Source organism: Qipengyuania sp. SM2507, assembly GCF_053714505.1.
In genome coordinates this window covers 542,823-558,346 of record NZ_CM132307.1, presented here as the reverse complement: position 1 = coordinate 558,346, position 15,524 = coordinate 542,823, and the positions used below count along the sequence as shown (strand labels likewise).

Here is a 15,524-nt window from a genome sequence, read left to right as displayed (position 1 = left end):
GGCTTTCCCGCTCTGCATGTGGCTTTCGCCAGGCTGTGGGCCGCATACAGAACCGGTTCACGTCGAATCGCCCAGAGGCCCCCAAGGCGGAAATGCGGAGCGCGCGACAGCCCTCCTCAAACGGCGGCCACCAAACCCCAAATTAACTTGTTTCACCGACTGTCGGAGCTGGCTTGGCCGCGCTTTGGCGGTCCGTCCCGATTTTCATGCCTCGACCTTTGCGTCGACGGCCCGCAACCGGTTTCCGGCACAGGAGCATTATGGCACCGCCGCTTATCAATCGTCCGAGGACGGAAACGCACCTTGCGTCTCGCCGCGGCTCGGCTTTGTCCGGACCGCTCGACCAATGACGTCGCCCGGAATCGACAAGACCGGACGCGCCCGTCTGGTCGAGGATATGCTCACCTATATGACGCTGGAGGAGAAGCTCGGCCAGTTGCGCGTCGTCCGGCTTTCCGGGAACAACCGTACCAGTTCCGGCGCCATCAACGAGGACGTCCTCGCCGCGATACGGGCGGGCCAGGTGACGGCGATCGAGGGAGTGACGTGCCGCGAAGAAGCGCTCGAACTCCAGACCATGGCAGTCGAACAATCGCGCTTCGGCATTCCGCTGCTGTTTTCCAGCAAGGGTGATTCTGCCGCGCAGGGGCTCTGGCCGCAGCCCCTGGCCATGGCGGCGAGCTGGGACGAAGAGGCGATCGCACGCGTCTCGCGTGCGGTCGCTGCCGAGGCCATCCGTCGGGGCTGGAACCTTGTAGCGACTCCAGCCATCCGCCACCTCTCCAGCAGCCCTTCGGATGCGGAATCCAGTTTCGGGACCTCGAGCCATCTGGTCGAACGGATCGCACACGTCCTGATCGAAGGCCTGCAGGGCAATTCGCCAGCGGATCTGGAAAATGTCCTCTGCCTGTTGTGCTACGGCCCCCTGCCCACAGCGGGTCCGGAGCGGCAGGCGAGCGAGCGGCTGATTCGCGTGATCCTGCGCAAGAGCGATCCCGGCGGCATCGAGGAGTTGCCCTCGATCCCGGGCGAGCTGGAGGATGATTCGGTTTCGGACATCCACCTTGCCTATTCCGGCATCGATCTGGGAGCATGGCGACGACTGGCTCGACTCGGCGCGGCGCAACCTCATGAAACCGATCGGCAAAAGCTCGCCAGCGGTATGAACAAGGGCTATCTGTCGCAGAACATGATCGACGAGGCCGTCCGGAGAGTGCTCGGGGCAAAGAGCGACCTCGGCCTGTTCCGCGATCCCTATCTGAAGCTGGGTTCTGCGGCAGAGCCTTCTGCCGGCGCTGCATTCGCGGCGCGCGCGGCGATCGAGGACCTCGCCCGCAAATCCATGGTGCTGTTGCGCAACGAGGACGAGCTCCTGCCATTGTCGCGCGATTCGGGCAGAATCCTGGTCGTCGGGACGCGGACCGAATCCGCCGCCGGGCTGCGCAAAGCGCTCAACGAATTCGGCATCGAGCACAGCGCGGTTTCCGGGCTGGCATTGCGGACCGAGGACAGCATGGTTCCTTTCGCGCCGATCCCTGGCGACGGGCTCGCCATCGGCCTGGCTTGCGACGCGGCGACCCGCAGCAACACGGTCCTGTTGGCGATCACCGATAGCGATTGCGAACCGAGCGACGGCAAGCCGATGCTTCGGCTGGGCGCTGCCGCCGAATCGCTAATGCGTGCCCTGATCAATGCCAATCGGTGTTTCGTGCTCATCGAATCGACTCGGCTGCCGGTCGATCTGGGCGATCTCGCACACCAGATCCCGGCGCGCCTGCTTGCCTGGACCGGATACGAGGGCTGCGAAAGCGCCTTGGGCGAAGTGCTGGTCGGACAGGTCAATCCTTCGGGCCGCCTGCCGCTCCCGCTCGTGGCCGACGATCATACCGCCAGCCTGCCGTTCGGCCACGGAATGGGATATTCGCGCGTCACCTACAGCGACATGGATGTCGAATTCGGCGCCGATCGCCTGATCGCGCAGACCAGCCTGCACAATTCCGGCGAGCACGACTGCATCGAAACCGTGCTGCTCTATCTGCGCTCCCCCGCCTGGGAGGCAGGTGCCGAGACCCAGCTGCGCTGCTTCCAGAGGGTCGCGCTCGCCGCGGGCGAAAGCCAGCGCGTGCAATTCGAACTGGGACTGGAAGAGCTTGGCGATATCCACCCGGACGGACGGGTCATCGTGGAGCCGGGTGCCTATGAGATCCAGCTGGGCAAGGACGCCGCGCACCTCTCTGGTCGCGAGATCAACCTGCCGGGATCGATGATCCGCGCCATCGAGGGCTTCTCGCGCAGCGTCCGGCTGCGCTCGATCGGGTTCTGACCGGATCTGGCCGAGTCTGCTGCCGCAAAGACGGGGTCAGCGTTCGACGACGTCGCCGGACATCGGCGCGAGCTTCGACAGCAGCCGGTTCTGGGCGCCGAAGGGCACATCGGCCTCGCGCATCGCCTGTTGGAGGTTCTCCACCAGAGCGTTGAGGTCGGCGGTGCGGATGCCCAGCCCGTCATGCGTGGCGCGCATGTCGCGCCCGGTGTAGTCGCAGCCCGCACCGAGCAGATAGCAGAACTGCTCGGACAGCGTGCGCTTGAGCCGCACCGCGTCATGCGCGACGAAGATTTCGGCGATTCGCGGATCGGCTTCGCTCAGTTCGACCGTGCGTTCCGCGATGCGGCGGATACCGTCTCGCCCGCCGAATACCGCGGCCAGCCTGCCATCGGCGAAAGGCTCGGCCCCGGCATTGGCATTGCTCTGCTCGTAAGGGTCGACGGGGAATTCGCCCGTCTCGGGATCGCGCTCGCGCTCCTCGACCCCGAATTCGGTATCCCAGTCGACATCCTCGGCCGGAGCCTGCTGGAGGAAAAGCAGCGCAATGGCAGTAGCGGCGGCGGAAGCAGTAGCGAACATGGACAAATCCTAGAAGGCGACCTGCGCGGACAGGAAGGCGCCGCGCTGGTCTTCGAAGGTGGCGATCGAGCCGAGATCGACATAGGCGGCGGTGACGGTGATGTTGTCGGTGACGGCGTAGGCTGCGAACAGATCGAACCAGTCGTCCTCGCCGAGCCCGAGATTGTCGGGCTTGGTGCGCAGTTCCGCCCCGATCACCGCGCGGCGCGACAGCTGGTAGCCCAGCGAGCCCTCGAACTGCAGCGAATGGTCCGCACCCGCAGCACTGCCGAAGCCGAGCAACCCGTTCTGGTTCGCCTTGGTCAGCCGGGCAGTGGCGTTGACCAGCACGCTGCGCGACAGGAACAGCTTGGTGGCGCTGAGCGTAAAATCGAGCCCTTCGTCTTCAGCCGCTCCGACCGCCGTGGCGACATTGCCATCGAGGCTGCGCTTGTATTCCACGCCGATGCTGACCTGCGGGAGCAGCGGGTCGCCATAGACGAGGTCGCCCACCAGCCGCAGCTTGGCCGCGAGGACATCCTGATTGAGAACGTAGCCTTCGCCCAGCCCCAGCGCAGTGCCGACATCGCGCGTATCGAGGTTCTGGCGGGCGTAGGACAGCTCCACGCGATTGGCGATGCCCAGCGCCACCCCGTGGCTCTGCCAGCCGTAATCGGGCAGTTCGATGATCGTGGCATGGCCCGAAACGCCCACGCCATTGTCCATCTCGAGGCCAGCGATGGTCGCCCAGGTGGCGATACCGCCGCCGCTGGTGCCTTCGATCGTGGTCACCCCATTGGTGAGCACCAGCTTGCCGCCGTCGAACCATTCGAGCTCTTCGGCCTGGGCAGGCGGGGCGGAGAGTATTGCCAGCGCCAGGCCGGTCACAACGCAAGTCGTTCGCATGGTATTCGCGCTAACCGCTCGGGGTTAATTACGGTTTAAGCATCGGTGGAGAAGTTCTTAACCGGTGGCAGCTAGGTCCTGGGAGCATGACACGGCTGCGCTCCATTTTCGCCCTGATTTTCCTGAGTGCCGGGTTGGCCATGGCGGCGCAGGCCGCACCGGGCAATTCGCTACGGGTCCAGCTGGTGGACGAGCGCGGCGTGCCCGTCCGCGACGCGGTGGTCGAACTCGCGCCCTCGCGCAGCCCATCGGGTCCGATCCGCTTCCCCTGGCGGATGGCGATGGCGCAGAAGGACCAGCAATTCGTGCCCGGCACGCTGATCATCGCCAAGGGCAGCACCGTGGCCTTTCCCAATCTCGATCGGGTGCGGCATTCGGTCTACAGCTTCTCCCAGCCCGCGCGGTTCACGATCGATCTCTATGGACGTGACCAGACGCGCACGCACAATTTCCCGATCGCCGGCACCGTCGCGTTGGGCTGCAACATCCACGATGCCATGCGCGGCTATATCCGCATCACCGAGACTCCCTTTGCGGGCAAGACCGACGCGAACGGCTATGTCGCGCTCGACAACATTCCGGCCGGGACCGCCAGCCTGACCGTCTGGCATCCGCGGCTGCGCGCGACGGGCAACGAGATCACCAACGGCGTGACGATCGCCAGCGGCGCTCAGTCGCGCAAGCTGGGCGTGCGCCTGCGGTGATCGCGATGCCCTTCCGCATCGACGCCCTGCGCTTCGGCTCGCTCAAGCTTCGCATCGCGGTGCTCTATGCGGGCCTGTTCGCGCTGGTCCTGGCCGCCACCGCACTGATTGCCGATCAGGGGCTGTCGCGCTTCGGCGAGAACAGCGCCGCGCGCGACATGGCAGCCAATGCGCGGGTGTTCGACGAGATCCTGACGCTGCGCGCCAGCCAGATGCGCGGCTCGGCCGATGTCCTGGCGCGCGATTTCGGCTTTCGCGAAGCCGTGGCCACCGGCGACCGGGCGACCATCGACAGCGCGCTGGAGAGCCTCAAGTCGCGCTCGCGGACCGATGCCGCCTTCGTCGTCGGGCTCGATGGCAGCCTCGTTGCTGCGGGCGATGCCCGCATCGGTGCATCCAAGGCCATGTGGTCCGCGCTCGACGAAGGACGCCAGCGCGGGATCATTCGTATCGGGGGGCAATTGTCGCTGGCTGCGGCCTCGCCGATCATGTCGCCCGATCTCGCCGGGTGGCTGGTGCTCGCCCAGCCACTCGACCGCGCCGAGCTCGACCGCCTCGTCCAGCTCGCCGCCATCGAACTCGATGCACGGGTCGAACTGGCCGGCGACCTGCCCGTATGGATGCGCGTCGCCACCAATGGCGAGGTGTTCGAACGGACCACCGACGAGCGCTTTCTCTACCAGGTGTCGACCGTCCCGGCTCTGCAGGACGGGCTCGAACCGCGGCTCGTGCTGCGCCATTCGCTGAGCCGCTCGCTCGCCCAATATTCGACGCTGCAATATCTCCTCGCCGCCCTCGCATTCGGCGGGATTATTCTCGTCGTCGGGCTGAGCTGGCGGGTAGCGCGCACGGTCACCGGCCCACTGCAAAAGCTCGACGAGGCCACAAGGCTGATCGCCGAGGGCCGCGATATCGACCTCGCGACCGGCTCCGACGACGAGATCGGCAGGCTCGCCACCAGCTTCAATGTCATGGTCGCCGCGATCGAGGAGCGCGAGCGCAAGATCCTGCATGTCGGATTGCACGACGGCCTGACCGGACTGCCCAACCGCAAGCTCTTTCTCGAACAGCTCAACCAGGCGCTTCCCCGGTTGAAGGACGGCGACCGCGCGATGGTCGTCTATGTCGATCTCGACGATTTCAAGCTGGTCAACGACACACTGGGCCATCCTGCGGGCGATGCGCTGCTGCGCGATATTGCCGAGTACCTTTCGACGGCCCTGCCCGATGCGCTGATCGCGCGGCTGGGCGGCGACGAGTTCGCCATCATGATGGCGATACCGCCCGAGACCGCCAGCCTGGCCGCGGTGGCCGAGCGGATCAGCGACTGTTTCGAGCGGACCATCATGCTCGATGGCCACCAGGCCGAATGCACCGCCAGCCTGGGCATTGCGATGGCGCCCGGAGATGGCAAGGACGCATCGACACTGATGAAGAATGCCGATCTGGCGCTCTACCGGGCCAAGAGCGAGGGCAAATCGACCTACCACTTCTTCGAGCCCGAACTGGACGAACTCGCCCGCAAGCGCCGCCAGACCGAGCTCGATATGCGCACCGCGATCCGCGAAGGTGGCTTCGTGCTCAACTTCCAGCCGCTCTACGACATGGCCGAGGAAGAGCTGAAAGGTTTCGAGGCGCTGATTCGCTGGCCGCATCCCGAGCGTGGGCTGATCGGACCTGTCGATTTCATTCCGCTGGCCGAGGAAACCGGGCTGATCATTCCGATCGGCGACTGGGTGCTGCGCGAAGCCTGCCGTCAGGCGGCGCAATGGCCCGGCGACGTCTCGGTCGCGGTCAATATCTCGCCCAAGCAGTTCGCCGCGCCAAATCTGGCGCAGACCATCCTGCAGGCACTGGCAAGCAGCGGTCTGGCGCCCAGCCGGCTCGAGCTCGAAATCACCGAGAGCATCTTCATCGTCGATATCGAACGCACGCTTTCCACGTTGCACAAACTGCGCAGCCTTGGCGTGCGGATCGCGCTGGATGATTTCGGGACCGGCTATTCCTCGCTGAGCTATTTGCGCTCCTTCCCCTTCGACAAGGTCAAGATCGATCGCAGCTTCGTCAAGGACCTGGGCCAGGGCGGCAACGCCCACGCCGTTATACGCGCCATCACGACGCTGGCGGATGCGTTGGGAATGGACACGCTCGCCGAAGGTGTCGAACTCGACGAGCAATTCGACATCCTCAAGCGCGAGGGCTGCCAATTCATCCAGGGTTTCCTGTTCGGCAAGCCGATGGCGGGCGAGGACGTATTCGAACTGTTCGGCCACAGCGCGGTCCGGTCCTACGGCCACGGCGGCTGACAAGGCGACCTATCGGGCTAGTCAGCCCCGCCCTGAACACCGTTCTCTTCGATATCCGCGATCAGGGCCTTCATCTCGGCGATCTCGCGACGTTGTGCCGCGATGATCCCGTCGGCCAGTTCGCGGACCCGGGGGTCCTCGATATTCGCCCGTTCGCTGGTCATGATCGCGATCGAATGATGCGGGATCATAGCCGACATATAATCGGTGTCGTCGATGGTCGTCTGGCTGCGCATCAGCCACACAGCCAGGACGAAAACCACCGCGGCAACACCGAGAATGACGAAGTTCTTGGTCCGGTCCTTGTACATACCCCACATGAAAAGCAGCATGACCGCCATCATCATCGCGCCCATCATGAACATCATCCAGAAGCGCGTCTCGCTCCAAAACACGTGATCGACGACGTAGGTGTTGGCGTACATCAGGCCGAACATGATCGCGGTCGAGGTCGAGACCATCGCCATGAAGCGCCAATAGCTGGATCCATCCCCACCATCGTTGTGTTTTTTGCTGTCGCTCGTCACGATTGGATACTCCCTGTTGCTCGGTTCATCGCGGTCAAATCTGGATCCAGCCCAAGGCCTTCGCGCCCATCCACAGTCCCATGCCGATCATGAACAGGTTCTCGGTCAGCGAGACGAAGCCCAATGGCACGTTGGAATTGCCGCCGACGCAGGCGCATTTGAGTTCGCGCTTGTCGATATAGACCGCCTTGAACACGCTAACCGCGCCGATGCTGCCGATGAACAGCGAGACCGGGACCGAGACGATCGGGAGCGCGTGTGCGACCATGAGGATTCCCGCCAGCGCCTCGCCGAACGGGTAGATATAGCCGTAGCGCACCCAGCGCTGCGCCAGCAGGTCGTAATTGAGGAACATGGTCGAGAAGCTGCGCAGGTCCTGGAGCTTCTGGACCGCGAGGAAGCACATCGACAGGCTGACGAACCACTCGATCGCCTGGACCGTGAAGATTTCGTCCAGCGTGTACCAGCTGATCGCGAGACCGAGCAGGAAGGTGACCGCGAAGATCGCGATCACGGGCTGGTAGCTGGTCTCTCCTTCCTTGGGCACGGACTTGCCGAAATGCTCGCGCAGATCCTCATAGCCGCCGATCCGCCGGTCACCGATGAAGATCTGCGGCGTGGTGGAGACCCCGTGTTCCTGCTTGAACGCATCGGTCTCGGCGCGCGTCGTCAGCTTGTGATCCTCGACCGCAAAACCCTCGCGCTCGAGCAGGTCCACGGTCTTGAGGCCATAGGGACAGACATGGTCGGGCATGACCATGCGATAGACGCTGGCAGTCTTCGGAGCGGTTTTCGCGCTGCTCACGATCCGGCGGCACCCGACCGCGCCGGATAGCTGGCCCAGACCTGCATGCCTTCAGGCCCGAAGGCGACGACCTGATAGGCCTGGCGATGATCGCCATGCTCCATCCCCGGCGAACCCATCGGCATCCCGGGCACCGCCAGTCCGGTGACGCCCGCGGGGCGCTCGGCCAGCAGCCGTTCGATATCCGCGGTGGGGACATGGCCTTCGATGACATAGCCCTCGACGATCGCGGTGTGGCAGGACTGCAGCTGGGCGGGGACGCCATGCTCGGCCTTCACCGCGCGCATGTCGGGGTGGTTGACCGTCTCGACGCTGTGCGCATCGCCATGCTCGATGTGATCGGCCCAGGCCGTGCAGCAGCCGCAGGAGGCGTCGCGATACATGGTGAAGGTGGCGGCCTGCGCGCTGCAAGCGGCGAGTGTGCCGCCCATCATGAGCGCGCCGGCAAGGCTGCGGCGAAACACGGCTGAGCGGATATTGGCAAGCATGGTCGGTTCCTTGTCTGCTTGGAAAAGGGCGTTGGGCAAGGGGTTCAACGCTTGGCGCGTTCGAACAGGTCGACGAGTTCGTCGAATTTGGCCTTCTGCTCCGCCGCATCGCCGCTGGCGATCGCTTCGGAGACGCAGCAGGCGGCGTGGCGCTTGAGGATCTCGCTTTCCGCGCGGCCGAGCGCGGCCTTGACCGCCTGGACCTGGGTGAGGATATCGATGCAATAGCGGTCGTCCTCGACCATCTGCGCGACCCCGCGCACCTGCCCTTCGATCCGCCGCAACCGGTTGACGATGAGGGAATGGTCGGGTTTCACTGCGCTTCCTTTCGATTTCGCCTGCCAGTCCAACTTACCAAGGCAGGGCAAAAATACCGTATAGGGGTATATAGGCTGATGCACGCGGTGCGATCAAGGGCCTGCGTCGGACAGCCTCTCGTGCGAAAACCGCAGAGACCGGTGGCGCTTGGCCGCTCATTATGGCTATGGGGCGCACGAAAGCTTCGCGCCCGAGGGATGAATTCGTACTGACAATGCCGATTTCCTTGACGCTCTTTACCCTTGCCGGCCTCCCCTTCGTCGCCGCCCTCGTGATCGCCGTCTGTGCCGATCGCGGGCGAACGCTCCATGCGGGCATCGCCGCCGGTGCCAGCGCGCTGGGCCTGGCGCTGGCGCTGGCGCTCGCGGGTCGGGTCCTTGCTGGCGAGAGCGTGGCGGTTTCGGCCGCCTGGGTTCCGGCGCTCGGGCTCGACTTCTCGCTGATGATGGACCCGCTGGGTCTGATGTTCGCCGGACTGATCCTCGGGATCGGCCTGCTGGTGATGATCTTTGCGCATTACTATCTGGCGCCGAGCGAGGCGACCGGGCGGTTCTTCGCCTCGCTGATGCTGTTCCAGGGCTCGATGCTGGGGATCGTACTCTCGGGCAATGTCCTGCTGCTGCTGGTGTTCTGGGAACTGACCAGCCTCTCCTCCTTCCTGCTGATCGGTTTCTGGCGCGACAAGGCGGAGGCGCGGCAGGGCGCGCGCATGGCGCTGGCGGTCACCGGCGGTGGCGGGCTGGTGCTGATCGCGGGCATGATCCTGCTCGGCGTGGTGGCCGGCTCCTTCGACCTGATGACGATCCTGCAAAGCGCGGATGTGGTTCAGGCATCGCCGCTCTATCCGGTGATCCTGGTACTGATCCTGATCGGCTGCTTTACGAAATCGGCGCAGTTCCCGTTCCATTTCTGGCTGCCGCACGCGATGGCGGCCCCCACTCCGGTCAGCGCCTATCTACACTCGGCGACCATGGTGAAGGCGGGTGTGTTCCTGCTCGCGCGGCTGTGGCCGGTGCTCGCCGGGACCGAACTCTACACCGTGATCGTCACCAGCGTCGGGCTGGTGACCATGCTGTTCGGCGCCTGGGTGGCGCTGTTCCGCCACGACCTCAAGGCCATCCTCGCCTATTCGACGATCAGCCAGCTCGGCCTGTTGGTGATGCTGCTGGGCTTCTCGCTCGAGGCGGCGGCGATCGCGGCGGTGCTGCACATCCTCAACCATGCCGCGTTCAAGGCCGCGCTGTTCATGACCGCGGGCATCGTCGACCATGAAGCGGGAACGCGCGACATCCGCCGCCTCGGCGGGCTGGCGAAAGTGATGCCCGTCACCGCACTCGTCGGCACGCTCGCGGCTCTCGCCATGGCGGGCATCCCGCCGCTCGGCGGGTTCATCTCCAAGGAGATGATGCTTTACGAAGCGCTCAACGTCTCGCTCTTCGGCCTGCCCTGGCTGGTGCCGGTGGTGGCGACGATAGCGGCGACGCTGTCGGTCGGCTACTCGCTGCGCTTCGCGGCGCATCTGTTCTTCGGCCAGCCGCGCGACGCCGAGGCGCATGCCCGCGCGCACGACCCCGGTGCAGGCATGCTGGCGGCCCCCGTCGTACTGGTGAGCATCGCAGTGCTGCTGGGGCTCACGCCGATGCTGCTCGCCGGAACGCTGGTTGCTTCGGCTGCCGGCGCGGTCATCGGCGGTCCGGCGCCCGAGCTCGACCTCGGACTGTGGCATGGCATCAATCTCGCGCTGGGGATGAGCGCGCTTGCCGTGCTGGTCGGCGCGCTGCTGCTGTGGCGTCATGCCACGCTGCTGCGGGGCTACGCCGCCATGCGCCATGCCGATGCCAAGGCGCTGTTCGAACGCGGAATGCGCGTCACCGATCTGGCAGTCCGCAGACTGGTGGTCGCGGTGCACCGCCCCTCGCTCCAGCGGATGGTCTTCGCGGTCTTTGCGGTGATCGTGCTGCTTGTCGTCGAAGGCGCGAACAACGGGAGTGGCGGCTTGACGGGGCCGCGCGAACTCCAGCAGGCGCCACCCATCGCCGTCGTCGCCTGGCTGCTGCTGGTCGGGGCTACGATCGCGGTGCTGGTCGAGGAGCGTCAGCGGTTCCGCGCGCTGATCTATATCAGCGTGATCGGCCTCGTCATCGCGCTCGCCTTCGTCCGTTTTTCCGCTCCCGACCTCGCGCTGACCCAGATCTCGGTCGAAGTGGTGACGATCCTCCTGCTGCTGCTCGCGCTCAACCTGCTGCCCAAACGGCCGCGCCTCCTCTCCAGCGCCACGCGACGGATGCGCGACACCGTGCTGGCGGTGCTGGGCGGGCTTGGGGTCGGCGGCGCGGCCTGGGCCATGCTCACGCGCAACGCCAACGATCCGATCTCCGCCTTCCATCTCGACAACAGCTACAGCGGCGGCGGCGGCACCAATGTCGTCAACGTCACACTGGTAGACTTTCGCGCCTTCGACACGATGGGGGAAATCATCGTGCTCGGGATCGCCGGGCTGGTGATCTATGCGCTGCTCGACACCACCTCGCGCGGCGCGGCCGGAGCGCGGCTGCGGTCGTGGCAGGAAGACATGCCGCATTCGCCCGAAAGCCACCCGGTGATGTTCGTGATGTCCACCCGCATCCTGCTGCCGCTGGTGCTGGTGGCGGGCATTTTCATCTTCCTGCGCGGCCACAACGAGCCCGGCGGCGGGTTTATCGCCGGACTGATCGTGGCGATCGCCTTCCTGCTGCAATATCTCGCCTCGGGCTTCGACTGGACCGATTCGCGCCGCCGGATAGGCGAGCATGTGCTGATCGGCTTCGGCGTGCTGATCGCGGTTTTCACGGGGCTGGGAGCGCTGCTGTTCGGGGCCAATTTCCTCTCCACCGCCTTCGATTATTTCACCCTGCCGCTGGTAGGCGAATTCGAACTCGCGACCGCCATGCTGTTCGATCTCGGCGTGTTCTCGGTGGTGCTTGGCGCGGTCATGCTGGCGCTCGCGCAACTCAGCCATATCGCCAAGCGCGCCGCACGCGCGCACGCCGCCCATGAAGCCGAGCAACGGGAGGAGGAATCGTGATCAGCCTCGAATTTCTCGTCGCGAGCGCGATCGGCGTGCTGGTCGCCGGCGGAATCTATCTCGCGCTGCGGGGCCGGACCTTCCAGGTGGTGCTCGGGCTGACGCTCTTCTCCTACGCGGTGAACCTGTTCCTGTTCGCCTCGGGCCGGCTGGTCGTGAACCGGGCGCCGATCTGGTCCAAGACGGTGACCGAATATGCCGATCCGCTGCCGCAGGCGCTGGTGCTGACCGCGATCGTCATCACCTTCGGCATGACCGCGCTGGCGGTGATCCTCATGCTGCGCACATTTCTGGAGACCGGTAGCGATCAGGTCGATGGTGCCCCCTCCGACGACGCTGAGGACGAGTCCTCGTGAATCTCGCGCTCCATCTCGCCATCGCGCCGATCGTGATTCCGGCGCTGGCGGCGCCGCTGGCGCTGCTGGTGATGCGCCGCCGCCGCCGGCTCGGCATCACGATTTCCTTCGTCTCGTGCTTTGCCATGCTGGCCGCGGCCATCGCGCTGACGGTCCAGTCGGGCGACGGGGTCATCCGGACCTACGAACTGGGCGGCTGGGAAGCCCCCTTCGGCATCGTGCTGGTAACCGATCGTCTCTCCGCGATCATGCTGGTGCTGGCCGCCGTGCTGGCGCTGCTGGCGCTGCTCCACGCTGTTGTGACCAAGGCCGATCGCGATGGCTGGCATTTCCACCCACTGCTGCAATTCCAGCTGCTCGGCCTCAACGGCGCATTCCTGACCGGCGACCTGTTCAACCTGTTCGTGTTTTTCGAAGTGCTGCTGATCGCGTCCTACGGGTTGATGGTCCACGGACAGGGCTCGGCGCGGCTCAAGGCGGGGGTCCAATATGTGGTAGTGAACATCATCGGCTCCTCGCTGTTCCTGATCGCGCTGGGGCTGCTTTATTCGCTCACCGGGACGCTCAACATGGCGCAGATGGGTCTGCGTATCGCGGCGATCGGACCCGACGACCAATGGCTGCTGCGCGTCGCGGCGCTACTGCTGGTCAGCGTCTTCGCGCTCAAGGCGGCGCTGGTGCCGCTGCATCTGTGGCTGCCGCGCACCTATGCGGTCGCCACGCCCGCAGTCGCCGCGCTGTTCGCGATCATGACCAAGGTCGGGGTCTATTCACTGATCCGCGTGGTACCGCAGGTGCTGGGCGACGATGCAGGCTCGGCCGCCTGGGCCCCGGCGCCCTACCTGCTCCCCGCCGCGATCCTCACCGCGGTGGTCGGGTTCGCGGGCGTTTTCGTCGCCCGGCGGCTGTCCGAACAGGCTGCCTATGCGATCATCGGATCGACCGGCACGCTGATGATCGCGGTCGCCGCCTGGCAGGTCGATACGCTGGGCGCGGCGCTCTATTACCTGGTCCACTCGACTCTGGCGGGGGCAGCGCTGTTCCTGATCGCCGATGTCGTGGCGCGCCGCCGCGCCAGCTTCAGCGATACGATCACCTCGGGCCCCGCGTTCTGCCAGCGCCAGTCGGTCGGCCTGCTCTTCCTCGCGGCGGCGATCGCAACCGTCGGGTTGCCTCCGCTGTCTGGCTTCATCGGCAAGCTGCTGATCATGGAATCGGTGGCCGACACCGCCAGCTGGGGCTGGGCCTGGGCGGCGATCCTGCTGACCACGCTGGCGGGCGTAATCGGCTTCGCTCGCGCGGGCAGCGCGATCTTCTGGAAGGAAGGCCCGGTATCGGATGGCGCAGAGCCCGCTCGCGTGCCACGCTCAGACATGGCGGCACCCGCGATTGCGCTGCTCCTGCTGACGGCGCTGGCCGCGGGCGCGGGCCCGGCGACCGCCTTCGGCAACGCCGCCGCGGCGCAGGTGCTCGACGCACCCGCAACCGCGCGCGCCGTATTGGGAGAAGGATGAGATGCGCCGCATAATCCCCCATCCCGGCCTTTCGGTGCTGCTCGCGCTGGTATGGCTGCTGATGGCCAACAGCCTGTCCTTCGGCGCGCTGCTGATTGGCGTGATCATCGGCGTGCTGCTCCCCCTGTTCACCGCGCCGTTCTGGCCGCGGCGCCCCGATGTCCGGTTTCGTTACGGGATTCCCTATGTGCTGCTGGTGCTGTGGGACGTGGTGGTGGCCAATTTCGAGGTTGCGGCAATCATACTGTTCCGCCGCACACGCGACCTACGCCCGCAATGGCTGGTCATCCCGCTCGAGCTCGACACCCCCGAAGCGATCACCGTCTTCGCCGGGACGATCAGCCTGACCCCGGGAACGGTGTCCGCCGATGTTTCGGCCTGCGGCAAATATCTGCTCGTGCATGCGCTCGATTCTGCCGACCCAGAGGCGGACATCGCCCGGATCAAGCAGCGCTACGAAGCGCGTCTGAAAAAGGTGTTCGCATGATCGGCTATGCAGTCATGTTCGGCTTCGCCTGCCTCGTGCTGGCCTTCGCGCTCAACCTGTGGCGCCTGCTGCGCGGCCCCACCGTGGGCGACCGCATCGTCGCTCTCGACACGATGGTCATCAACGCCATCGCGCTGATCGTGCTGACCGGCATCGCGACCAACAACGCGGTCTCCTTCGAGGCGGCGCTGCTGCTGGCGATGGTCGGCTTCATCGGCACCGTCGCCTATTGCAAGTTCCAGCTGCGCGGGGACATCATCGAATGATCCAGCCCGGCCTTCTTGGCGAGATCCTGACCAGCCTGCTGATCGTAATCGGCGCCATCTTCGCACTGGTCGGCAGCTGGGGCCTGGTGCGTCTGCCCACGCTGATGGAGCGGCTGCACGGCCCAACCAAGGCGACGACGCTCGGGCTGGGCGGCATGCTGCTGGGTTCGGTCGCTTTCTTCCACCTCGTTCAGGGCGTGTGGTCGGCGCAGGAGCTGCTGGTCTCGATCTTCCTGTTCATCACCGCCCCGATCTCGGCCAACATGATCGCCAAGGTCCATTTGCACCGCGCGCGGCTGAAGGAAGCCGACAGCATCGAAAGCCCGGCGGGCAAGCCGCCACGCCCCCCCGGCAAGGGCGACTGGGCGACCTACGAAGCCCCGCACAGCGACACCCCGGTAGCAACCTCGGAAGAATAGCGGCCCGTATGCGACTGGCTCAGCAGCCAGCGGTGCCACCCTGCAAGCAAGGCCGCTCAGGGCAAGTGAACGGCCCGCCTCTGCCATCGAGATACCTCCGACGACGGCGCAAGCGCCCTTCTGCCAACGGCTTGCCGGTCACCGGACCAGCCGAACGGCCCTTCCGCTGGAAGCCTCGCTTTTTCCTACTGGAAGTGGTGGTGCCGCTTAGGTGACTCGAACACCTGACCCCATCATTACGAATGATGTGCTCTACCAACTGAGCTAAAGCGGCACAGATCGCGCCACCGGGTTCGCATTGCGGTTGGTCGCAATGCCGGTGGGCGGGGATGTGGAGGCCCGAGCCGGAATCGAACCGGCGTGCAAGGATTTGCAGTCCTCTGCGTAACCACTCCGCCATCGGGCCTTGAGGTTCCCGCCGCCAGACGACGGATGGGAAGCGGCGCATTAGCGAACCCGGGCGCGCATGGCAATGCGCTT

At 65.5% G+C, this 15,524-nt stretch carries 15 protein-coding genes and 2 tRNA genes; 9 read left to right on the top strand and 8 right to left on the bottom strand.

All coding sequences use genetic code 11. The annotated features are described in order from the left end of the window. Positions 1-346 precede the first annotated feature (346 nt). Positions 347-2,323 carry a glycoside hydrolase family 3 C-terminal domain-containing protein gene (locus ACWIKC_RS02690; protein ID WP_454598589.1) on the top strand — a complete coding sequence of 659 codons (1,977 nt, stop codon included), beginning with the start codon at positions 347-349 and terminating at the stop codon, positions 2,321-2,323. A 36-nt stretch (positions 2,324-2,359) separates the two neighbouring features. On the opposite strand, the gene ACWIKC_RS02685 is transcribed toward ACWIKC_RS02690, so the two are convergent. Together ACWIKC_RS02685 and ACWIKC_RS02680 are read right to left on the bottom strand one after the other, a co-directional pair. Next, positions 2,360-2,905, bottom strand: coding sequence for a group I truncated hemoglobin (locus ACWIKC_RS02685; RefSeq protein ID WP_454598588.1), 546 nt, complete (start codon positions 2,903-2,905; stop codon positions 2,360-2,362). Positions 2,906-2,914: 9 nt separating this feature from the next. Beyond that, entirely contained in the window at positions 2,915-3,790 is an 876-nt protein-coding gene (locus ACWIKC_RS02680) for a DUF3034 family protein (protein ID WP_454598587.1), read from the bottom strand. 86 nt (positions 3,791-3,876) lie between these two features. Between ACWIKC_RS02680 and ACWIKC_RS02675 the strand changes: the two genes are divergently transcribed. Together ACWIKC_RS02675 and ACWIKC_RS02670 are read left to right on the top strand one after the other, a co-directional pair. Further along, positions 3,877-4,494 carry a methylamine utilization protein gene (locus ACWIKC_RS02675; protein ID WP_454598586.1) on the top strand — a complete coding sequence of 206 codons (618 nt, stop codon included), beginning with the start codon at positions 3,877-3,879 and terminating at the stop codon, positions 4,492-4,494. Between the two features lie 5 nt (positions 4,495-4,499). Further along, a complete protein-coding gene (locus tag ACWIKC_RS02670) occupies positions 4,500-6,800 on the top strand; it encodes a putative bifunctional diguanylate cyclase/phosphodiesterase (RefSeq protein ID WP_454598585.1) in 2,301 nt (766 codons plus the stop codon). A 17-nt stretch (positions 6,801-6,817) separates the two neighbouring features. On the opposite strand, the gene ACWIKC_RS02665 is transcribed toward ACWIKC_RS02670, so the two are convergent. From ACWIKC_RS02665 to ACWIKC_RS02650, 4 genes are all read right to left on the bottom strand, one after another. Continuing rightward, entirely contained in the window at positions 6,818-7,261 is a 444-nt protein-coding gene (locus ACWIKC_RS02665; protein ID WP_454599426.1) for a DUF305 domain-containing protein, read from the bottom strand. 100 nt (positions 7,262-7,361) lie between these two features. After that, positions 7,362-8,087: a MauE/DoxX family redox-associated membrane protein gene (locus ACWIKC_RS02660; protein WP_454599425.1), complete on the bottom strand. Its 726-nt coding sequence runs from the start codon at positions 8,085-8,087 to the stop codon at positions 7,362-7,364. A 41-nt stretch (positions 8,088-8,128) separates the two neighbouring features. After that, positions 8,129-8,620 (bottom strand): DUF411 domain-containing protein, encoded by a 492-nt coding sequence (locus ACWIKC_RS02655; protein ID WP_454598584.1) that lies wholly within the window; start codon positions 8,618-8,620, stop codon positions 8,129-8,131. Positions 8,621-8,664: 44 nt separating this feature from the next. Then, positions 8,665-8,937, bottom strand: coding sequence for a metal-sensitive transcriptional regulator (locus tag ACWIKC_RS02650; protein ID WP_454598583.1), 273 nt, complete (start codon positions 8,935-8,937; stop codon positions 8,665-8,667). A gap of 215 nt (positions 8,938-9,152) precedes the next feature. On the opposite strand from ACWIKC_RS02650, the gene ACWIKC_RS02645 reads away from it, so the two are divergent. From ACWIKC_RS02645 to ACWIKC_RS02620, 6 genes are read left to right on the top strand one after another with little or no spacing between them, the layout of a single operon-like run. Continuing rightward, positions 9,153-12,002 (top strand): monovalent cation/H+ antiporter subunit A, encoded by a 2,850-nt coding sequence (locus tag ACWIKC_RS02645; protein WP_454598582.1) that lies wholly within the window; start codon positions 9,153-9,155, stop codon positions 12,000-12,002. Beyond that, a complete protein-coding gene (locus tag ACWIKC_RS02640) occupies positions 12,002-12,358 on the top strand; it encodes a Na+/H+ antiporter subunit C (protein WP_454599424.1) in 357 nt (118 codons plus the stop codon). The genes ACWIKC_RS02645 and ACWIKC_RS02640 overlap by 1 nt, the downstream gene beginning before the upstream one ends. Beyond that, entirely contained in the window at positions 12,355-13,872 is a 1,518-nt protein-coding gene (locus ACWIKC_RS02635) for a monovalent cation/H+ antiporter subunit D (protein ID WP_454598581.1), read from the top strand. The genes ACWIKC_RS02640 and ACWIKC_RS02635 overlap by 4 nt, the downstream gene beginning before the upstream one ends. Position 13,873: 1 nt before the next feature. Continuing rightward, entirely contained in the window at positions 13,874-14,359 is a 486-nt protein-coding gene (locus ACWIKC_RS02630) for a Na+/H+ antiporter subunit E (RefSeq protein ID WP_454598580.1), read from the top strand. Continuing rightward, the gene (locus ACWIKC_RS02625) at positions 14,356-14,625 is read left to right on the top strand and encodes a K+/H+ antiporter subunit F (protein ID WP_067611658.1); all 270 of its coding nucleotides are present in this window, start codon (positions 14,356-14,358) and stop codon (positions 14,623-14,625) included. Before ACWIKC_RS02630 ends, ACWIKC_RS02625 begins: the two co-directional genes overlap by 4 nt. Further along, entirely contained in the window at positions 14,622-15,044 is a 423-nt protein-coding gene (locus tag ACWIKC_RS02620; RefSeq protein ID WP_454598579.1) for a Na+/H+ antiporter subunit G, read from the top strand. Before ACWIKC_RS02625 ends, ACWIKC_RS02620 begins: the two co-directional genes overlap by 4 nt. Positions 15,045-15,242: 198 nt before the next feature. Here ACWIKC_RS02620 and ACWIKC_RS02615 read toward each other — a convergent pair. Together ACWIKC_RS02615 and ACWIKC_RS02610 are read right to left on the bottom strand one after the other, a co-directional pair. Further along, a tRNA-Thr gene (locus tag ACWIKC_RS02615) sits at positions 15,243-15,318 on the bottom strand. 58 nt (positions 15,319-15,376) lie between these two features. Then, positions 15,377-15,450 (bottom strand) — tRNA-Cys (locus tag ACWIKC_RS02610). Positions 15,451-15,524: the final 74 nt, after the last annotated feature.

Bases quoted from the DNA above. Each gene is read 5' to 3' on its own strand.
- ACWIKC_RS02680 (WP_454598587.1), bottom strand. From the start codon at position 3,790: ATGCGAACGACTTGCGTTGTGACCGGCCTGGCGCTGGCAATACTCTCC.
- ACWIKC_RS02630 (WP_454598580.1), top strand. From the start codon at position 13,874: ATGCGCCGCATAATCCCCCATCCCGGCCTTTCGGTGCTGCTCGCGCTG.
- ACWIKC_RS02655 (WP_454598584.1), bottom strand. From the start codon at position 8,620: ATGCTTGCCAATATCCGCTCAGCCGTGTTTCGCCGCAGCCTTGCCGGC.
- ACWIKC_RS02660 (WP_454599425.1), bottom strand. From the start codon at position 8,087: ATGGTCATGCCCGACCATGTCTGTCCCTATGGCCTCAAGACCGTGGAC.
- ACWIKC_RS02665 (WP_454599426.1), bottom strand. From the start codon at position 7,261: ATGGTCTCGACCTCGACCGCGATCATGTTCGGCCTGATGTACGCCAAC.
- ACWIKC_RS02675 (WP_454598586.1), top strand. From the start codon at position 3,877: ATGACACGGCTGCGCTCCATTTTCGCCCTGATTTTCCTGAGTGCCGGG.
- ACWIKC_RS02685 (WP_454598588.1), bottom strand. From the start codon at position 2,905: ATGTTCGCTACTGCTTCCGCCGCCGCTACTGCCATTGCGCTGCTTTTC.
- ACWIKC_RS02645 (WP_454598582.1), top strand. From the start codon at position 9,153: ATGCCGATTTCCTTGACGCTCTTTACCCTTGCCGGCCTCCCCTTCGTC.
- ACWIKC_RS02620 (WP_454598579.1), top strand. From the start codon at position 14,622: ATGATCCAGCCCGGCCTTCTTGGCGAGATCCTGACCAGCCTGCTGATC.
- ACWIKC_RS02670 (WP_454598585.1), top strand. From the start codon at position 4,500: ATGCCCTTCCGCATCGACGCCCTGCGCTTCGGCTCGCTCAAGCTTCGC.
- ACWIKC_RS02625 (WP_067611658.1), top strand. From the start codon at position 14,356: ATGATCGGCTATGCAGTCATGTTCGGCTTCGCCTGCCTCGTGCTGGCC.
- ACWIKC_RS02690 (WP_454598589.1), top strand. From the start codon at position 347: ATGACGTCGCCCGGAATCGACAAGACCGGACGCGCCCGTCTGGTCGAG.